Genomic DNA, 17,056 nt, shown 5'->3' on the forward strand with positions numbered 1-17,056 from the left:
CCTACAGCGCCCTGGCTCCCGGGTCGACCATGTTCCGCACGGTGCGCGCCTTCACGAAGTCGCCCATCGCCGTCATCTCCCACTCGCCGGAGTACTGCCGGATGAGCTTGGCCATCATCACGCCGGTCTGCGGTTCGGCGCTGGTCAGGTCGAAGCGGACCAGTTCCTCGCCCGAGGCCGCGTCGACCAGGCGGCAGTAGGCCTTGGCGACCTCGGTGAACTTCTGGCCGGAGAAGGAGTTGACCGTGAAGACCAGGCCGGTGACCTCCTGCGGGATCCTGCCGAGGTCGACCACGATCACCTCGTCGTCGCCGCCGCCCTCACCGGTGAGGTTGTCACCGGAGTGCTTGACCGCGCCGTTCAGGATCGACAGCTTGCCGAAGTAGCAGCTGTCGACCGGGTTGCGCTGCGGGCCGTAGGCGATGACCGAGGCGTCCAGGTCGATGTCCTTGCCGCGGTACGCGGGCTCCCAGCCGAGGCCCATCTGGACCAGCGAGAGCAGCGGGCGGCCGCCCTTGACCAGGGACACGGTCTGGTTCTTCTGGAGGCTGACCCGGCCCTTGTCCAGGTTGACCTTCCCGGTGCCGGGCGCCGGAGCCGCGGGCGCGGCGGGCGCGGGCGGCTCGGTGGCCGGTGCCTGCGCGGCGGGGGCGGGCGGGGCGGCGGGCCGCGGCGGGGCCACCGGTGCCGTGACCGGCGGCGCGGCGGGCGCGGCGGCGGGCTCCTCCACCGTCACGCCGAAGTCCGTGGCGATGCCGGCCAGCCCGTCGGCGTACCCCTGGCCGACGGCGCGGGCCTTCCACTGGCCGTTGCGGCGGTAGATCTCCATGACCACCAGCGCCGTCTCCGAGCCGAGCCGCGGGGGCGTGAAGGTCGCCAGGACCGAGCCGCCCGCGGCGTCCCGGACGGTGGCCGTCGGCTCGATGCCCTGGAAGGTCTGGCCCGCCGCGTCCGGGCTGGCGGTGACCACGATCTTCTCGATCTCCGGCGGTACGGCGGCGGTGTCGACCTCGATCGCGTCGGGCGCGGCACCGCCACCGGACCGGTACGTCACACCGGGGCCGCCGGGCTGGTTGTAGAAGATGAAGTCGTCGTCGGAGCGCACCTTGCCGTCGGCGGTGAGCAGCAGGCCCGATACGTCGAGCCGCACCGGGGCGGCGACGTCCACCGTCACGCGGGCGGCGGACAGGGGGATGTTCGAGCCGGGGGTCATAGCTGTCATGCCGGGTGAACGAACGGCACCGCTTTACCGTTCCCTTACCGACGGCGCGACCCCCGTTCGGCTCAGGGCACCACGACGATCTTCCGGCCGACACCCGCCGCGAACTGCTCCAGCGCCTCGGGGTAGCGCTCCAGCGGGATCCGGTCGCTGATGAACACCTCCGGGTCCAGCACGCCGTTCGCGAACAGCTCCGCCGCCCGCTCGAAGCTGTGCAGCACCGCCATGGAACCGGTGATGGTGATCTCCTGGTTGTAGATCCGGTACGGGTCGATGGTCACCCGGGTCGCGTAGTCGGCCACCCCGAACTGCAGGAACGTGCCGGCCTTCGCCACCCGGTCCAGACCGTCCTGGATGGCCGCCGCGTTGCCGGTCGCGTCGACCACCACGTCCCAGCCCCGCGGCCGGTCCAGCTCGTCGGCGTTCGCGGCCGACGCCGAGACGCCGAGGCTCCGCGCCGTCTCCAGCCGGGCCGGGTTCACGTCGACGACGTCCACGCTCGCCGCGCCGGTGCGCTTGGCCAGCTCCAGCATCATCAGGCCCATCGTCCCGGAGCCGTAGATCAGCACATGGGCGCCGAGGCGCGAGTTGAGCACGTCGTAGCCGCGCACCGCGCAGGACAGCGGCTCCACCAGGGCGGCGTCCTCGGTGCGCACGTGCTCGGGCAGCTTGACGCAGTTCGCCACCGGGGCCACCGCGTACCGCGCCGCGCCGCCGGCCGTGGTGACGCCGATCGCGGCCCACCGCTCGCACAGGTTGTTGTGGCCGGTGCGGCAGTGGCGGCACTCGTAGCAGTACAGGGACGGGTCCACGGCCACCCGGTCGCCGACCGCGACCTCCGTGACCTGGGTGCCGACGCCGACCACCTCGCCCGCGAACTCGTGCCCGGGGACGATGGGCAGCTTGGGCGCGAACTCGCCCTGAAGGATGTGCAGATCGGTGCCGCACAGGCCGCACGCGGCCACCTCCACGACGACCTCGCGGGGTCCCGGCGTGGGGTCGGGCACCTCGGTGACGACGGCGCGGCCCACGGACTCGATGACGGCGGCCTTCATTTCACGGCTCCCAACGACAGGCCCTGGACCAGCTTGTCCTGGGCGGCGAACCCCGCGGCGAGCACCGGCAGGGAGATGACGAGCGACGCGGCGCACACCTTGGCCAGGAACAGGCCCTGGCTGGTGATGAAGCCGGTCAGGAAGACGGGGGCGGTCTCGGCGGCCACGCCCGTCAGGACCCGGGCGAAGAGCAGTTCGTTCCAGCTGAAGATGAAGCAGATCAGGGCGGTCGCCGCGATGCCGGGCAGCGCGATCGGGGCCACCACGCGCGTGAGGACGGTCGGCAGCCGGGCCCCGTCCACGCGGGCCGCCTCGATCACCGCGACCGGCACCTCGGCGAGGAAGGACTGCATCATCCACACTGCGATCGGCAGGTTCATGGAGGTGTAGAGGACGACCAGCAGCCAGATGTTGTCGAGCATCCCGGCGTTCTTCGCGAACAGGTAGACCGGGAGCAGGCCCGCGACGGCCGGCAGCATCTTCGTGGACAGGAAGAAGAACAGTACGTCCGTCCACTTGCGCACCGGCCTGACCGACAGCGCGTACGCCGCCGGCAGGGCGAGCAGCAGCACGCAGAGGGTCGAGACGACCGAGGCCACCGTGGAGTTGATCAGCGCCGGCCAGGGACTCGCCCCGCCGCCGGTGCCGAAGAACTCGCGGTAGCCGTCCAGGGTGAGGGAGGCGGCGAAGGAGGGCGGGTTGGTCGCCGCGTCCGCCTCGGAGTGGAAGGACGTCAGGGCCATCCAGGCGATGGGCAGGAAGAACACGATGCCGGCCAGCCAGGCCACCAGACCCAGGCCGGTTCCCGTGCGCACCCTGCGCTTGACGACGGTGGCGCTCATGCGCGGGACACCTCCTCGCGGAACAGGGACGACACCACGCGCAGGGCGAAGGTCGCGATGACGATGGAGCCGATGACCACCAGGACGCCGGCGGCCGAGGCGAGGCCGTTCTCGTGGGCCTGGTAGAAGCTCTGGTAGACGGTGTAGGGCAGGTTCGCGGAGCCGAGGCCGCCGGAGGTGATCGTGAACACCGCGTCGAAGTTCTGGACGATGTAGATCGACCCGAGCAGGGCGCCGAGTTCCAGATAGCGGCGCAGGTGGGGCAGCGTCAGATGGCGGAAGATCTGCCAGTCGCTCGCGCCGTCGACCCGCGCGGCCTCGATCTGCTGCTGGTCCCGGCTCTGCAGTCCGGCCAGCAGGATCAGCATCATGAACGGCGTCCACTGCCACACCAGGGAGGCCTCGACGGCGAGCAGCGGGGTGTTCGAGATCCAGTCCGGCTGTGGGCCGCCCACATAGTGCAACAGCCCATTGAGCAGCCCGTATTCAGGGTTGTAGAGCACATGCTTCCAGAGCAGGGCCGCCGCCACCGGCACCACCAGGAAGGGCGCGATGAGCAGGGTGCGCACGACGCCCCGGCCCCGGAACCGCCGGTCCAGCAGCAGGGCCAGGACCAGGCCGAGGACCAGGCTGGCCAGCACCACCGCCACCGTGAGCAGCAACGTCGTCCACACCGAGTGGCGCAGGTCCGCGTCGGTCAGCACCTGCCGGTAGTTGTCGAAACCGGTGAAGCGGCGGGCCTTCGGATAGAGGGCGTTCCAGTCGAAGAAGGAGATCACCAGCGTGGCCACGAACGGCAGCTGGGTCACGACGATCATGAAGACGAGGGCCGGCAGCAGCGGGGCCCGGGTGGCCCAGGCGCGCAGCCGGGCCGGGGGGCGGCGCGCCGCCCGTGCGGGTGTGGTCGCGATCGGTGCCGTGGTCGTCGCTGTCATCGTCCCTCGTACTCCTCGGAGATCTTCTCGGCGAGCGCCTGTGACTTCCTCAGGGCCGAGTCGACGGACTGGCGTCCGGCGATGGCCGCGCTGATCTCCTGGGAGACCTTGGTGCCGAGGTCGGTGAACTCGGGGATGCCGACGAACTGGATGCCGGGCGCGGGCCGCGGCTGTACGCCGGGATCGTTCGGGCGGGCGCCCTCGATGGCCTTCCGGGTCATCTCCTGGAACGCGGCGGCCGACTCGCGGTAGTCGGCGTTCTGGTAGGTCGACGCCCGCTTGCCCGCCGGGACGTTCGGCCAGCCGCTGGTCTCGCCGACCAGCCGCTCGTAGCCCTTGCCGGAGGCCCAGGACACGAACTTCCAGGCCTTGTCGGGGTTGCGGGAGGCCTTCTGGATGCCCCAGGCCCAGGTGTAGAGCCAGCCGGAGGAGCCGGTCCGCTCGACGGGGGCGGGGGCGTAGCCGAGCTTGCCCCTGACCGGGGACTTGGCCGCCTCCAGCAGGCCGGCGGCGCTCGTGGCGTCGTACCACATGGCGACCTTGCCCTGGGTCATGCCGTTCAGGCACTCGGCGAAACCGGACTGGGCGGCGCCGGACTCGCCGTGCTCGCGCACCAGATCGACATAGAACTTTGTCGCCTTCTCGAACTCCGGGGAGTCCAGCCGCGCCTTCCAGCCCTTGTCGAACCAGGTGCCGCCGAAGGTGTTCACCACGGTGGTGAGCGGCGCCATCAGCTCGCCCCAGCCGGGCAGCCCGCGCAGGCAGATGCCCTTCATGCCGGGCCGGGCGCCGTCCGCCTTCGCGGCGAGGTCGGCCACCTGCCGCCAGGTGGGGCGGGCGGGCATCGTGAGGCCCTTCGCCGCGAAGACGTCCTTGCGGTACATCAGGAAGGACGACTCGCCGTAGAAGGGCTGTCCGTAGAGCTTGCCGTCCTGCGCCGTCAGGGACTGGCGCATCGGCTTCAGCACGTCCTGCTCGTCGTAGGCGGGATCCTTCGCGACGTAGCCGTCCATGTCGTGCAGCCAGCCGTTGCGGGCGTAGATCGGTATCTCGTAGTTGGACAGGGTGGCCACGTCGTACTGGCCGGCCTGGTTGGCGAAGTCCTGGCTGATCTTGTCGCGGACGTCGTTCTCGGGCAGGACCGTGAAGTTGACCTTGATGCCGGTCTCCTTGGTGAAGTGGGCGGCGGTCAGCTTCTGCAGCTCGGTCATCTGGGGGTTGTTGACCATCAGCACGTTGATGGAGTCGCCGCCGGAACCGGTCCCGCCCGCACCGGCCCAGCAGCCGGCGAGCAGCGGGGCGAGCAGCGTCCCCGCGGCGGCCGTGGCGAGCGTGGCTCGCGGCCTCCGTCGGCTCGGGATGCGCATGGATCGCTCCTGGATGTATAGGGAGATAAGGGGCGTTCGGGGTGCGTGAGTGCCCGTGGGGAGGTGATGCGGAGTCGCGGACCCGGATCCCCGGGCCCGGCCGTTCAGACCCTGATGACCTGCGGGCCCAGCAGGGAGTAGCGGTGGGCCTCGGTGGCCGGCAGCAGGGTGCTCGTCACGATCGCCTCCAGCGCGCCGATCTCGGCGAACCGGCAGAAGCTGACCGCTCCGAACTTGGTGTGCACACCCGCGAAGATCGTGCGCCGTGCGGCGCGGACGGCCTGGGTCTTCACCTCGCTGACCGCGGGATCGGGGGTGGTGAGCCCGTGGTCGCGGGAGATGCCGTTGGCCCCGATGTAGGCGAGGTCGATCACGAAGCCGGACAGCATCCGGGTGGCCCAGTGGTCGACGGTGGCCAGCGTGCCGGCCCGGACCCGCCCGCCGAGGAGCAGGACCGACACGTCCTCGGCCTCGGCCAGGGCGCCGGCGACCGGCAGGGACGCGGTGACCACGGTCAGCGGCCGGCCGGCCGGCAGGGACTCGGCGATGAGCTGCGGGGTGAAGCCCTCGTCCACGAAGACCGTCTCCGCGTCGCCGAGCAGTTCGGCCGCGGCGGCGGCGATCCGGCGCTTCTCGGGGACGTGGCTGGTGGCGCGGAAGGCGAGCGTCGTCTCGAAACCGGCGCTCTCGACCGGATAGGCGCCGCCGTGCGTCCTGCGGACCAGGCCGTGGTCCTCCAGGGCGCGCAGATCACGCCGGACGGTCTCCTTGGCCACGCCCAGTTCGGCGGCGAGCGCGGTGACGTCGACCGAGCCGGTGGTGCGCGCGGCCCGCACGATCTCGCGCTGGCGTTCCTCCGCCGTCCTCGTGCCCATTTCCTCACCCGCTTTCCCGCCGAGCTGCCCGTTCGGGCCCACGGGAGAAGTTCTACAGCGGGTGTGCGGCGCTGACCAGGTCTGTTACGGGCTCGATCCTGCCCGGTTGTGCCCGTTCGGGGTGTGCGGTGCCCGTCGCGGACCTGCGGGACCGTGCGGGGCGGGGTGGGATCGGGCGGCCCGGATGCCCGAAACGGCGGCGGGCGGGCCCGTTCGGTGCCCGCCCGCCGCCGTGAGCGGCCGTTTCCGGCCTCCGGGCCGGCCGCGTCAGTACGGCCAGATGGGCGGGTCGTTCACGAAGTGGCCGCCGAGGTGGCTGTGCGCGGGGTTCGCCGGGTCGAGTTCGCCCTGCTCGGCGATGAGCTTCTCCGCGTACGGCTCGGAGTCGTCCTGGGGGTCGTAACCGAGCGCCCGCGCGCTGGTGAGGTCCCACCACAGGCGGGTGTTGGCCGAGGAGCCGTGGACCACGGTGTGGCCGACCCCCTCGGCGGTCAGGGCCGCGTGGAAGAGGCGGGCGCCGTCGTCCGGGCTCATCCACACCGAGAGCATGCGCACGCTGGTCGGCTCCGGGAAGCAGGAGCCGATGCGCACGGAGACGGTCTCCAGGCCGTGCTTGTCCCAGTAGAGCTGGGCGAGGTCCTCGCCGAAGGACTTGGACAGGCCGTAGAAGGTGTCCGGGCGGCGCGGGGTGCCGATGGGGATCAGCGGTTCGCCCGGGCCCGGGGCCGGGGTGAAGCCGACGGCGTGGTTGGAGGAGGCGAAGACGATCCGGGGCACGCCTTCGAGGCGGGCGGCCTCGTACAGGTTGTAGGTGCCCTCGATGTTCGACTTCAGGATCTTCTCGAACGGCGCTTCCAGGGAGATGCCCGCGAGGTGGATGACCGCGTCGACGCCCCGCACCGCCTCGCGCAGCGCGTCCGTGTCGGTGAGGTCCGCGGTGACGGCGTCCGGCTCGCCGTCGACGGGCCGCACGTCGAACAGGCGCAGTGTGTAGCCGTGCGCCGGCAGCAGGGACCGCATCAGGGTGCCGAGTCCGCCGGCGGCGCCGGTGAGCAGAACGGTGCGGGGAGCGGGCATCCTCGGTCTCCTTGGTCGCCTCTGACGAATGCTGAACGGCCATGCGCGCGAGCATCATTCACATGGACATCATTCACATGCGTGGACACGCTAGAAAGCGGTGACGGATCCCGTCAAGTGTGCCGTGGAGTGGGGAAATCCGGTGCCATGTCGCGGGTTTGCACGCTTGACCCGGGCCGAAAGAGGCCCGTAGCGTGCAGTTGTTCAGAAATATGGACGCCGATCAGAAGTATGCACCGACAGGGAGCGCTCGTGACGCCAGCCCCTCTCGCCGCCCGGCTCCGCGATCCGAGCGGACCGCTGTTCTTCCCCGTCACGGCCTACGGCCCCGACGGCTCCGTCGACCTCGACGTCTACCGCGCCCATGTGCGCGAGGGCGTCGCGGCCGGTGCCGCCGCCGTCTTCGCCTGCTGCGGCACCGGCGAGTTCCACGCGCTGCTGCCCGAGGAGTTCGAGGCCTGCGTCCGGGCGGCCGTCGAGGCGGCCGAAGGGCGGGTGCCCGTCGTCGCCGGTACCGGCTACGGCACCGCGCTCGCCGTCCGCTACGCCCGCACCGCCGAGGAGGCGGGCGCCGACGGACTGCTGGCGATGCCGCCGTACCTCGTCCTCGCGGGCCAGGAGGGACTGCTGCGGCACTACCGGGAGATCGCCGCCGCCACCGCCCTGCCGGTCATCGTCTACCAGCGCGACAACGCGGTCTTCACCCCGCCGACCGTCGTGGAACTGGCCCGCACCGAGGGCGTCATCGGCCTCAAGGACGGGCTCGGCGACCTGGACCTGATGCAGCGCGTCGTCAGCGCCGTGCGCACCGCGGCCCCCGGCGACTTCCTCTACTTCAACGGCATGCCGACCGCCGAGCAGACCCAGCTCGCCTACCGCGCCCTCGGCGTCACCCTGTACTCCTCGGCCGTCTTCTGCTTCGCCCCGGAGATCGCCCTCGCCTTCCACCGGGCGCTTCGCTCGGGTGACGAGGCCACCGTGCGGCGACTCCTGGACGGCTTCTACGGCCCGTTCGTGGAACTGCGCGCCCAGGGCCGCGGCTACGCCGTCTCGCTCGTCAAGGCGGGCGTACGGCTGCGCGGCCTGGACGTGGGCGAGGTCCGCCCGCCGCTGCACGAGCCGGGCGAGGACCACGTCAAGCGGCTCGCCCGGCTCATCGAGCGCGGACACGCGCTGCTGGAGGGGGAGGCGTGAAGACGTCGGCGTTCCTCTACCCCTGGGACGTGGCCGGGGACCCGCGCGCCCCCGAGCGGGTCGCCTCGCTCGGGGGCGGGCAGGTCACCCTCGCCTCCGCCTACCACTCCACCCGCGCCCTGACCCCCCGCCACCCCCGCCACCGCATCGTGACGGCGGAGCACGCGGCCGTCCTCTACCCGCCGGGCGACCGCTGGGCGGGCCGCGCACTGCGCCCGTACCCCGCCGGACGCTGGGCCCCCGGCGACGCCTACGGCGAGGCCGCCGGGGCGCTCGCGGCGGCCGGGCTGGAGGTGCACACCTGGGTCGTCCTCGCCCACAACTCCCGCATGGGCGCCGAACATCCGGACACCTCGGTAGTCAACGCCTACGGCGACCGCTACCCGTGGGCGCCGTGCGTCGCGCAGCCCGCCACGCGCGCGTACCTGGTCGACCTGGCCGCCGAGGCCGCCGTGCGCCCGGGCGCGCACGGCACCGAGCTGGAGTCCCTCGGCTGGTACGGCCTGCAGCACCTGCACGCGCACGACAAGACCTCCGGGGTCGGTCTCGGGGACGCCGGGCAGTATCTGATGTCCCTGTGCTTCTGCCCGTCCTGCGGCGCCGGCTACGGCGAACAGGGGCTGGACCCCGGCCGGCTGGCGGCCGGGGTGCGCGCCGCGCTGGAGCCGCTGTGGCGGGGCGCGGCGGACGACGGGGGCTGGCCGTCGGTCGAGAAACTCCTCGGGGAGGACACGGCGGCCGCCACGCGCGCGTGGCGCGACACCGTCGCCCGCACCCTCCAGGAGGAGGCCGTCGCCGCCGTACGGGCCGCGGCGCCCGAGGGCTTCCAGGTGCTGCTGCACTCCGACCCCGTGCCGTACCACTGCGGCGCCAACGCCGGCGTCGACCCCGCCCACGTCCTCGGTGTCGCGGACGGTGTGGTGGTGCCGTGCACGGGCGGTACCGGACTGCTGGCGCCCTTCGCCGGACGGGCGGACGGACGGAAGGTCCTGGCGGCCAACTTCACGGTGGTTACCGGGATGGGCGGCAGCCCCGGCACCCTCGCGCGGGACGCGGCACGCGCGCGTGCCGAGGGCGCGACGGAACTGCGGTTGTATCACGCCGGGCTGGCGTCGGACGACGACCTGTCCGCGGTGCGCGAGGCGCTGTCGGCGCGGTGAGCAAGGGCGGCCGCCGCGGCGACGAACGCGGCGCCGTACAGCGGCAGCAGCAGTCCAGGGCCCGCCAGTTCGACCAGGCCGGCACCGAGGGCCAGTCCGAGCACGTTCGGGGTGAGGAGCAGCGTGTTGGCGGTCGCCGTCGCGCGGCCCAGCAGCGGCCCGGGGGTCTCGCGCTGTACGGCGGTGAACGCGGCGATCAGCGCGCAGGGCAGGCCCAGCCCGCCCGCCACGCAGCCCACCAGGGCCACCGGGTCCGACGGTACGGCCCGCGTGGCCGCGGCGATCCCGGTCAGCGCGATACCCGCCGCCGCGAACCGGCGCGCGCCCAGCCGGCGCAGCGCCGGCCCCGAGAGCAGCCCGGCCGCCACCGAACCGGCGCCCTGGAAGGCGTACAGGACGCCCGCGTAGGCGGGGGAGTGGCCGAGGCGGTCGACGACGGCGTACACCGTGGCGCCGGCGAGCCCGGCCAGCAGCATGGTCGTACCGCCCGCCACGACCAGCGGGCGCAGCACGGGGTGCCCCCACAGGTGCCCGACGCCCTGCGCGGTCTGTCGCCGCCATCCGGCACCGGCCCGTGCGGGCCGCTCCTCGCGCACCCGCAGCAGGGCGCACACACCGGCGGCGAGGACGAAGGTGACGGCGTCCAGGCAGGCCACGGCCGGTCCGCCGTAGAGCGCGTAGAGACCCGCTCCCGTCAGCGGGGCGACGAGTTTCATGCCCTCCGTGAGGGCCGTCCGCAGCCCGTTGAAGTCGCCGAGAAGCTCCGGAGCGACGACGGCGGCGACCAGAGCCGACTCGGCGGCGTCGTGGACGACACCGACGGCGCCGTACAGGAACAGCACGGCGAAGAGCAGCCACAGGTGGCCGGCGGAGTCGGCGGCGAACAGGGTGAGGAGCAGCCCGGCCAGGCCCAGGTTCGCCACGACCAGCAGGGGCTTGCGCCGCGTCCGGTCCGCCGGCGCGCCGAGCGCCGGACCCGCCGGCGTGGGCGCCCACAGGGCGAGCACGCTCAGGGCGGCCAGGCCGTCGGACCCCGTGAGGTCCTTCACCCACACCCCCGACGCCAGCCACAGCGAGGAGGTGCCGAAGGCGGACACCACCACGCCGGCGAGGTACAGCACCGCGTCGCGGTCCCGCAGGACGCGGACCAGGGACCAGGAAGTCGTCATACCCGCCCATCGTGGGCCTGAGGCGGGGGCCCGGCATCGGCAGAGTGCCCTATTCCCGGACGCGGGGCGGCGGCGGCCGTCCGCCGTGGGAGTGGCTCGGCGGCGACCGATGAGTTCCGGGGAGCGGGACGGTCAACGCTTCGTACGGACAGTGCGACCTCAAGAGGAGTGACCATGACCATGGTGGATCTCGGCCCGCAGACCCGGATCGTGGCACGGCTCGCCGAGGCCGTCGCCGACGAGCGGCTCACGGCCGCCACGCCGTGCCCGGACCTGGCGGTGCGCAACCTGCTCGGCCACGTCCTGCACCTGTCGGTCGCCTTCCGTGACGCCGCCCGCAAGGACCTCGGCGCGACGACCGACACCAGCCCGGACGCCGCCGTCCCGGACCTCGGCCCCGGCTGGCGCGAGGAACTGCCCAAGGCGCTGGACGAACTGGCCGACGCCTGGCGCGACCCGGCCGCCTGGACCGGCTTCACCCGGGCCGGCGGCATCGACCTGCCCGGCGAGGTCGCGGGCGCCGTCGCCGTCGACGAACTGGTGATCCACGGCTGGGACCTGGCCCGCGCGACGGGGCAGCCCTACGCGCCCGACCCCGACGCCCTCGACACGGCACACCGCTTCCTCCTCGCCGCCGCCGAGGACGCCGGCCGCGGCGACGGCATCTTCGGCCCGGTCGTACCGGTACCGGAGGGCGCGCCTCTGCTGGACCGGGCGGTGGGACTCAGCGGCCGGGATCCGGGGTGGCGCCCGTGACGCCCGGCCGCCCCCTTCGCAGGCGGTCCTGACCGGCGGCATGCCGCGCGGCACGCCGCCGGTCAGGACCGCCTGCGGTGCCGCTTGCGGTGCCGGAGCGCCCCGCGTCGCGGGCCCCTGCGGCGCGGGGCGCGTCCTTGACCGAACCGGCCGGAGCCCGGCGTCGCACCCCGTACTCTCCGTGCTATGCCGCTCACCCTCACCGTTCTCGGCGCCGCCTCCCCGCACCCCGGTCCCGACCGGCCGTGCTCCGGGTATCTGCTGGCCGGCGGGGGCGCCGAGGTGTGGGTGGACGCCGGGCCCGGTACCTTCGCTGCGTTGCAGCGGCACACGGATCCCGCCCGGCTCACCGCGATCTGGATCTCGCATCTGCACGCCGACCACAGCGCCGATCTGCTCGCCGCCGCCTACGCCTTCGCGTTCGGCGGGATGACCCCGGCCGCGCCCGTGCCGGTGTACGCGCCGCAGGACTGCGCACGCCGGCTGGCGGGCTTCTTCGGGCGCCCGGACACCGAGTTCCTGAAGGGCGTCTTCGACTTCCGGGCCCTGTACGACGGCCACGACGTCCGGCACTGGAACCTCCGGCTCACCGCCCGCGCCGTCGCCCACGACACCGAGGCGTACGGGCTGCGCGCCGAATGCCAGGGGAGCGTGCTGGCCTACTCGGGGGACAGCGGCCCCTGCGCCGCGCTCACCGAACTCGCCGCCCGCGCCGACCTGTTCCTGTGCGAGGCGGACATCGACGAGCATCGCGGTGGCGAACACTTCCCGCAGGTCCACCTCACCCCCGAGGACGCCGGCCGTGTCGCCCGGGAGGCACGGGTGCGCGAGCTGCTCGTCACCCACGTCGGACCCACCCTCACCCGGGCGGCGGCCACCGCCCGCGCCGCCGAGGCCTTCGGCCGGCCCGCCCGCGCCGCCCTTGAGGGCGACAGCCACAGCCTCTGAGGCGCCTCGCGGCAACCCGAACTTCCTTTGTCAGAAGCATTGACGAAACACGGGCCCCCTCCTACCTTCAACGCGTCGTACTTCGTACGTCATATATGAGACGCGATACGCGAGATCCGAGAGGGCCGTATGACCTCTGTGCCCACGCCGATCCCGTCCCGCACGCAGTACGTGCTGGACGCGATCAAACACCGCATCCTCACCGGGCAGCTGACGCCCGGTCAGGCCCTGGTCGAGACGGAACTCGCCGCACAGTTCGGGGTGTCCAAGACCCCGGTGCGCGAGGCCCTGAAGACCCTCGCCGGGACCGGGCTCGTCGTGATGAGCCAGTACAAGGGCGTCACGGTGCGCATGGTGGACGCGGACATGGCGCGCGAGGTCTACGACGTCCGGCTGCTGCTGGAACCCGAGGCCCTGCGCCGGGCCGTGCGGCGCGGGGCGTCCCTCGACGCCGCCCGCGAGGCGCTGGCCCGCGCCGACTCCGCCGGCGACACCGCCGAACGCTCCCTGGCCAACCGCCAGTTCCACCGCGCGCTGTACCTGCCGTGCGGCAACCCGCTGCTGGGCCGGATGCTCGACGAGGTCCGCGACCAGGCCGCCCTCGTCGCGGCCGTGGCCTGGGCGGCCGACCCCTCGTGGGAGCGGGAGGCCGCCGAGCACCGGGACATCCTGCGGCTCGCGCTCGAGGGCGACGCGGACGGCGCGGCGAGCGCCCTGCACGCCCACATCGCGTCGTTCGTACGGCGGGCGATCTCCGAGCCCCACCCCGAGGAAGGCCAGGAATGAGCAGCGTGACGTTCGAGACCCAGCGGGCGGCCCTGGCCGACGTGGTGGCCATCCCGGTGACCCCGTTCGCCGAGGACGGCTCCGTCGAGCGGGACACCCACCGGGCCCTGCTGCGCCGGCTGCTCGACGGCGGGATCACCACCATCACCTCCAACGGGAACACCGGCGAGTTCTACGCCCTCACCCCCGAGGAGCGCCGCCTCGTCACCGAGCTGACCGCGAAGGAGGCCGGCGACCGCGCCGTGGTCCTGGTCGGCGTCGGCCACGACCTGCCCACCGCCATCGACTCCGCCCGGCACGCCCGCGACACCGGCGCCGCGATGGTGATGGTCCACCAGCCCGTGCACCCGTACGTCTCGGCCGCCGGCTGGGTCGACTACCACCGCGCGATCGCCGAGTCCGTGCCCGAGCTGGGCGTGGTGCCGTACATCCGCGACGAGCGGCTGGCCGGCGCCCGCCTCGCCGAACTCGCCGACCAGTGCCCGAACGTGGTGGGCGTCAAGTACGCCGTCCCGGACGCCGCGCGCTTCGCCGGCTTCGCCCGGGACGCGGGGCTCGACCGCTTCGTGTGGGTCGCCGGCCTCGCCGAGCCCTACGCCCCCTCCTACTTCTCGGCCGGCGCCACCGGCTTCACCTCGGGACTGGTGAACGTCGCCCCCGCCGTATCCCGCAACATGATCGAGGCGCTCCGGTCCGGAGACTTCCCGGCCGCCATGAAGGTCTGGGAGCAGATCCGCCGCTTCGAGGACCTGCGCGCCGCCCACGGCAACGCCAACAACGTCACCGTCGTCAAGGAGGCACTCGCCGCGCTCGGCCTGTGCCGCCGGGACGTCCGCCCGCCGAGCAAGCCGCTGCCCGCGGACGAGCGCGCCGAGGTCGCCGCCATCGCCGCCGGATGGCCGATATGAACGCGCCCCGCAGAGATCCCGAGGAGCTCCGCAGCCACCAGTGGTACGGCACCGACGGCCTGCGCTCCTTCAGCCACCGCGCCCGTACCCGCCAGCTCGGGTACCTCCCCGAGGAGCACCTCGGCAAGCCGGTCGTCGCGATCCTCAACACCTGGTCCGACATCAACCCCTGCCACGTCCACCTGCGCGACCGCGCCCAGGCCGTCAAGCGCGGGGTGTGGCAGGCGGGCGGCTTCCCGCTGGAGTTCCCGGTCTCCACCCTCAGCGAGACCTTCCAGAAGCCGACCCCGATGCTCTACCGCAACATGCTCGCGATGGAGACGGAGGAGCTGCTGCGCTCCTACCCCGTCGACGGCGCGGTGCTGATGGGCGGCTGCGACAAGTCCACGCCCGCCCTGCTCATGGGCGCGGCCTCGGTGGACCTGCCGGCCGTCTTCGTCCCGGCCGGGCCCATGCTCCCCGGCCACTGGCGCGGCGAGGTCCTCGGCTCCGGCACCGACATGTGGAAGTACTGGGACGACAAGCGGGCCGGCCTCATCGGCGACTGCGAGATGACCGAGCTGGAGAGCGGCCTGGCCCGTTCGCCCGGCCACTGCATGACCATGGGCACGGCGTCCACGCTGACCGCCGCCGCCGAGGCGCTCGGGGTGACCGTGCCGGGCGCGTCCAGCGTCCCGGCGGTGGACTCCGGGCACGACCGGATGGCGGCCAGGGCGGGCATGACCGCCGTCGAACTGGTCCACCGGGACCGCAGGCTGAGCCGGATCCTCACCCGCGAGGCCTTCGAGGACGCGGTGACGACCGTCCTCGGCCTCGGCGGCTCCACCAACGCCGTGATCCACCTGATCGCCATGGCCGGGCGGGCCGGGGTGCGGCTCACCCTGGACGACTTCGACCGTATCGCCCGCACGGTGCCGGTCCTCGCCAATGTCCGCCCCGGCGGACAGCGGTACCTCATGGAGGACTTCCACTTCGCGGGCGGCCTGCCCGGTTTCCTCTCCCGGATCCCCGACCTGCTCCACCTGGACCGGCCGACGGTGTCGCACGACACCCTGCGCGAGCAGCTCGCCGGAGCCCAGGTGCACGACGACGACGTGATCCGGCCCCGGGACAACCCGGTCGCGAGTGAGGGCGGGGTCGCGGTGCTGCGCGGCAACCTCTGCCCCGACGGCGCCGTCATCAAGCACATCGCCGCCGAGCCCCACCTGCTCCGGCACACCGGCCCCGCGGTCGTCTTCGACGACTACCGGACGATGCAGCGCACCATCAACGACCCGTCCCTGGGGATCACCGCGGACAGCGTGCTGGTGCTGCGCAACGCCGGTCCCAAGGGCGGCCCGGGCATGCCCGAGTACGGCATGCTCCCCATCCCGGACCACCTGCTGAAGCAGGGCGTGCGGGACATGGTGCGGATCTCCGACGCCCGGATGAGCGGCACCAGTTACGGCGCCTGCGTGCTGCACGTGGCGCCGGAGTCGTACATCGGCGGACCGCTGGCGCTGGTGCGCACCGGTGACCTCATCACCCTGGACGTCGAGGGGCGCGCCCTGAGGCTCCACGTCGACGACACGGAACTGGAGCGCAGGCGGGCCGCGTGGACGCCGCCGCCCGCACGGTTCGAGCGCGGCTACGGCGCCCTCTACAACGAGCAGATCACCCAGGCCGACACCGGCTGCGACTTCGAGTTCCTGGCCCGCCAGGGCACCGTGCCGGACCCTTACGCCGGCTGACCCCGCCCCACCACGGAAGTGCTTCACCCATGTGTACGTAGCAAGCGCTTCCTGCACCCGCTGAACTGCCCCACTGCGAACGGAGAACAGTCATGGCCCAAGCCGCAGCCGTGGCGGAACCGCCCGCGCCACCCCGGCGGCGCCGTGCCTCCGCGACGCCGCGCAGGCTGCCGTACCTGCTGATCGCGCCGGCCGCCCTGCTGATGCTGGGCTTCATCGCCTACCCGGTGCTCAGCGTCTTCTACTACAGCCTGCAGAACTACAACCCCACCAAGCCCTGGCGGAACGGCTTCGCGGGCCTGGACAACTTCACCCAGGCCTTCGGCCACGACCCGCAGTTCTGGGACACGCTGACCTTCAGCGCCCAATGGGTCGTCGTCGAGGTCGGACTGCAGCTCCTGTTCGGCCTGGCCCTGGCGCTCATCGTCAACCAGACGTTCGTGGGCCGGTCGCTGGGCCGCGCCCTGGTCTTCTCCCCCTGGGCCGTCTCCGGCGTGCTGACCTCGGTGATCTGGGTCCTGCTCTACAACTCCCAGACCGGCGTCACCCGTTACCTGGCCGACGCCGGGCTGGGCTCCTACGGCACGAGCTGGCTCTCGGACACCTCGACGGTCTTCCCGGCGGCGGTGGTCGCCGACCTCTGGCGGGGCGTCCCCTTCTTCGCCATCCTCATCCTCGCCGACCTGCAGTCCGTCTCCCGGGACCTGTACGAGGCCGCCGAGGTCGACGGGGCGAGCCGCCTGAAGCAGTTCTGGCACATCACCCTGCCCCACCTGAAGGACGCCATCGTCCTGTCCACGCTGCTGCGCGCGGTGTGGGAGTTCAACAACGTCGACCTGCTCTACACCCTGACCGGCGGCGGTCCGGCCGGCGAGACCACCACGCTGCCCCTCTACATCGCCAACACCAGCGTCGACGCCCACAACTTCGGCTACGCCTCCGCCCTGACGACGGTGGCGTTCGTGATCCTGCTCTTCTGCTCGATGGTCTATCTGCGGCTGAGCAAGTTCGGAGGTGAGACCAAGTGATCACCGA

General features: G+C 72.7%; 16 protein-coding genes. 8 read left to right on the forward strand and 8 right to left on the reverse strand.

Features of this window, described 5'->3' with window-relative positions; genetic code table 11:
• Position 1: 1 nt before the first annotated feature.
• The 7 genes from ABZ478_RS31425 to ABZ478_RS31455 all read right to left on the reverse strand — a co-directional run bounded on the left by ABZ478_RS31425 (position 2) and on the right by ABZ478_RS31455 (position 7,370).
• On the reverse strand, positions 2 to 1,213 hold the full coding sequence (locus ABZ478_RS31425; protein WP_359554670.1) for a TerD family protein: 1,212 nt from the start codon (positions 1,211 to 1,213) through the stop codon (positions 2 to 4).
• A gap of 71 nt (positions 1,214 to 1,284) precedes the next feature.
• Entirely contained in the window at positions 1,285 to 2,274 is a 990-nt protein-coding gene (locus ABZ478_RS31430; protein WP_359554580.1) for a zinc-dependent alcohol dehydrogenase family protein, read from the reverse strand.
• Positions 2,271 to 3,116, reverse strand: coding sequence for a carbohydrate ABC transporter permease (locus tag ABZ478_RS31435; RefSeq protein ID WP_359554582.1), 846 nt, complete (start codon positions 3,114 to 3,116; stop codon positions 2,271 to 2,273). Before ABZ478_RS31435 ends, ABZ478_RS31430 begins: the two co-directional genes overlap by 4 nt.
• A complete protein-coding gene (locus ABZ478_RS31440) occupies positions 3,113 to 4,051 on the reverse strand; it encodes a sugar ABC transporter permease (RefSeq protein ID WP_359554583.1) in 939 nt (312 codons plus the stop codon). The genes ABZ478_RS31435 and ABZ478_RS31440 overlap by 4 nt, the downstream gene beginning before the upstream one ends.
• On the reverse strand, positions 4,048 to 5,418 hold the full coding sequence (locus tag ABZ478_RS31445) for a sugar ABC transporter substrate-binding protein (RefSeq protein WP_359554585.1): 1,371 nt from the start codon (positions 5,416 to 5,418) through the stop codon (positions 4,048 to 4,050). The genes ABZ478_RS31440 and ABZ478_RS31445 overlap by 4 nt, the downstream gene beginning before the upstream one ends.
• Before the next feature lie 104 nt (positions 5,419 to 5,522).
• On the reverse strand, positions 5,523 to 6,293 hold the full coding sequence (locus tag ABZ478_RS31450) for a DeoR/GlpR family DNA-binding transcription regulator (protein WP_359554588.1): 771 nt from the start codon (positions 6,291 to 6,293) through the stop codon (positions 5,523 to 5,525).
• Between the two features lie 267 nt (positions 6,294 to 6,560).
• Entirely contained in the window at positions 6,561 to 7,370 is an 810-nt protein-coding gene (locus tag ABZ478_RS31455; RefSeq protein ID WP_359554590.1) for an NAD(P)-dependent oxidoreductase, read from the reverse strand.
• A gap of 252 nt (positions 7,371 to 7,622) precedes the next feature.
• Here ABZ478_RS31455 and ABZ478_RS31460 point away from each other — a divergent pair, with 252 nt between their 5' ends.
• Together ABZ478_RS31460 and ABZ478_RS31465 are read left to right on the forward strand one after the other, a co-directional pair.
• Positions 7,623 to 8,564, forward strand: coding sequence for a 5-dehydro-4-deoxyglucarate dehydratase (locus tag ABZ478_RS31460; protein ID WP_359554592.1), 942 nt, complete (start codon positions 7,623 to 7,625; stop codon positions 8,562 to 8,564).
• Positions 8,561 to 9,724, forward strand: coding sequence for a hypothetical protein (locus ABZ478_RS31465; RefSeq protein WP_359554593.1), 1,164 nt, complete (start codon positions 8,561 to 8,563; stop codon positions 9,722 to 9,724). Before ABZ478_RS31460 ends, ABZ478_RS31465 begins: the two co-directional genes overlap by 4 nt.
• On the opposite strand, the gene ABZ478_RS31470 is transcribed toward ABZ478_RS31465, so the two are convergent.
• The gene (locus tag ABZ478_RS31470; RefSeq protein ID WP_359554595.1) at positions 9,661 to 10,893 is read right to left on the reverse strand and encodes an MFS transporter; all 1,233 of its coding nucleotides are present in this window, start codon (positions 10,891 to 10,893) and stop codon (positions 9,661 to 9,663) included. The two genes, ABZ478_RS31465 and ABZ478_RS31470, sit on opposite strands and share 64 nt — an antisense overlap.
• A 174-nt stretch (positions 10,894 to 11,067) precedes the next feature.
• Between ABZ478_RS31470 and ABZ478_RS31475 the strand changes: the two genes are divergently transcribed.
• From ABZ478_RS31475 to ABZ478_RS31500, 6 genes are all read left to right on the forward strand, one after another.
• Positions 11,068 to 11,649, forward strand: coding sequence for a TIGR03086 family metal-binding protein (locus tag ABZ478_RS31475; protein WP_359554598.1), 582 nt, complete (start codon positions 11,068 to 11,070; stop codon positions 11,647 to 11,649).
• 186 nt (positions 11,650 to 11,835) lie between these two features.
• The gene (locus ABZ478_RS31480) at positions 11,836 to 12,597 is read left to right on the forward strand and encodes an MBL fold metallo-hydrolase (protein ID WP_359554600.1); all 762 of its coding nucleotides are present in this window, start codon (positions 11,836 to 11,838) and stop codon (positions 12,595 to 12,597) included.
• A 129-nt stretch (positions 12,598 to 12,726) separates the two neighbouring features.
• On the forward strand, positions 12,727 to 13,383 hold the full coding sequence (locus tag ABZ478_RS31485; protein WP_359554603.1) for a GntR family transcriptional regulator: 657 nt from the start codon (positions 12,727 to 12,729) through the stop codon (positions 13,381 to 13,383).
• On the forward strand, positions 13,380 to 14,291 hold the full coding sequence (locus ABZ478_RS31490) for a dihydrodipicolinate synthase family protein (protein ID WP_359554606.1): 912 nt from the start codon (positions 13,380 to 13,382) through the stop codon (positions 14,289 to 14,291). Before ABZ478_RS31485 ends, ABZ478_RS31490 begins: the two co-directional genes overlap by 4 nt.
• The gene (gene araD, locus ABZ478_RS31495; protein ID WP_359554607.1) at positions 14,279 to 16,021 is read left to right on the forward strand and encodes an L-arabinonate dehydratase; all 1,743 of its coding nucleotides are present in this window, start codon (positions 14,279 to 14,281) and stop codon (positions 16,019 to 16,021) included. The genes ABZ478_RS31490 and araD overlap by 13 nt, the downstream gene beginning before the upstream one ends.
• A gap of 92 nt (positions 16,022 to 16,113) precedes the next feature.
• A complete protein-coding gene (locus ABZ478_RS31500; RefSeq protein WP_359554610.1) occupies positions 16,114 to 17,049 on the forward strand; it encodes a sugar ABC transporter permease in 936 nt (311 codons plus the stop codon).
• Positions 17,050 to 17,056: the final 7 nt, after the last annotated feature.

The sequence above is a fragment of the Streptomyces sp. NPDC005706 genome (assembly GCF_040631045.1).
GTDB lineage: Bacteria > Actinomycetota > Actinomycetes > Streptomycetales > Streptomycetaceae > Streptomyces.

What these genes read in the sequence shown, in the direction of transcription:
- ABZ478_RS31425 (WP_359554670.1), bottom strand. Translation starts at nt 1,213, where the DNA reads ATGACCCCCGGCTCGAACATCCCCCTGTCCGCCGCCCGCGTGACGGTG.
- ABZ478_RS31430 (WP_359554580.1), bottom strand. Translation starts at nt 2,274, where the DNA reads ATGAAGGCCGCCGTCATCGAGTCCGTGGGCCGCGCCGTCGTCACCGAG.
- ABZ478_RS31435 (WP_359554582.1), bottom strand. Translation starts at nt 3,116, where the DNA reads ATGAGCGCCACCGTCGTCAAGCGCAGGGTGCGCACGGGAACCGGCCTG.
- ABZ478_RS31440 (WP_359554583.1), bottom strand. Translation starts at nt 4,051, where the DNA reads ATGACAGCGACGACCACGGCACCGATCGCGACCACACCCGCACGGGCG.
- ABZ478_RS31445 (WP_359554585.1), bottom strand. Translation starts at nt 5,418, where the DNA reads ATGCGCATCCCGAGCCGACGGAGGCCGCGAGCCACGCTCGCCACGGCC.
- ABZ478_RS31450 (WP_359554588.1), bottom strand. Translation starts at nt 6,293, where the DNA reads ATGGGCACGAGGACGGCGGAGGAACGCCAGCGCGAGATCGTGCGGGCC.
- ABZ478_RS31455 (WP_359554590.1), bottom strand. Translation starts at nt 7,370, where the DNA reads ATGCCCGCTCCCCGCACCGTTCTGCTCACCGGCGCCGCCGGCGGACTC.
- ABZ478_RS31470 (WP_359554595.1), bottom strand. Translation starts at nt 10,893, where the DNA reads ATGACGACTTCCTGGTCCCTGGTCCGCGTCCTGCGGGACCGCGACGCG.
- ABZ478_RS31475 (WP_359554598.1), top strand. Translation starts at nt 11,068, where the DNA reads ATGACCATGGTGGATCTCGGCCCGCAGACCCGGATCGTGGCACGGCTC.
- ABZ478_RS31480 (WP_359554600.1), top strand. Translation starts at nt 11,836, where the DNA reads ATGCCGCTCACCCTCACCGTTCTCGGCGCCGCCTCCCCGCACCCCGGT.
- ABZ478_RS31485 (WP_359554603.1), top strand. Translation starts at nt 12,727, where the DNA reads ATGACCTCTGTGCCCACGCCGATCCCGTCCCGCACGCAGTACGTGCTG.
- ABZ478_RS31490 (WP_359554606.1), top strand. Translation starts at nt 13,380, where the DNA reads ATGAGCAGCGTGACGTTCGAGACCCAGCGGGCGGCCCTGGCCGACGTG.
- araD (WP_359554607.1), top strand. Translation starts at nt 14,279, where the DNA reads ATGGCCGATATGAACGCGCCCCGCAGAGATCCCGAGGAGCTCCGCAGC.
- ABZ478_RS31500 (WP_359554610.1), top strand. Translation starts at nt 16,114, where the DNA reads ATGGCCCAAGCCGCAGCCGTGGCGGAACCGCCCGCGCCACCCCGGCGG.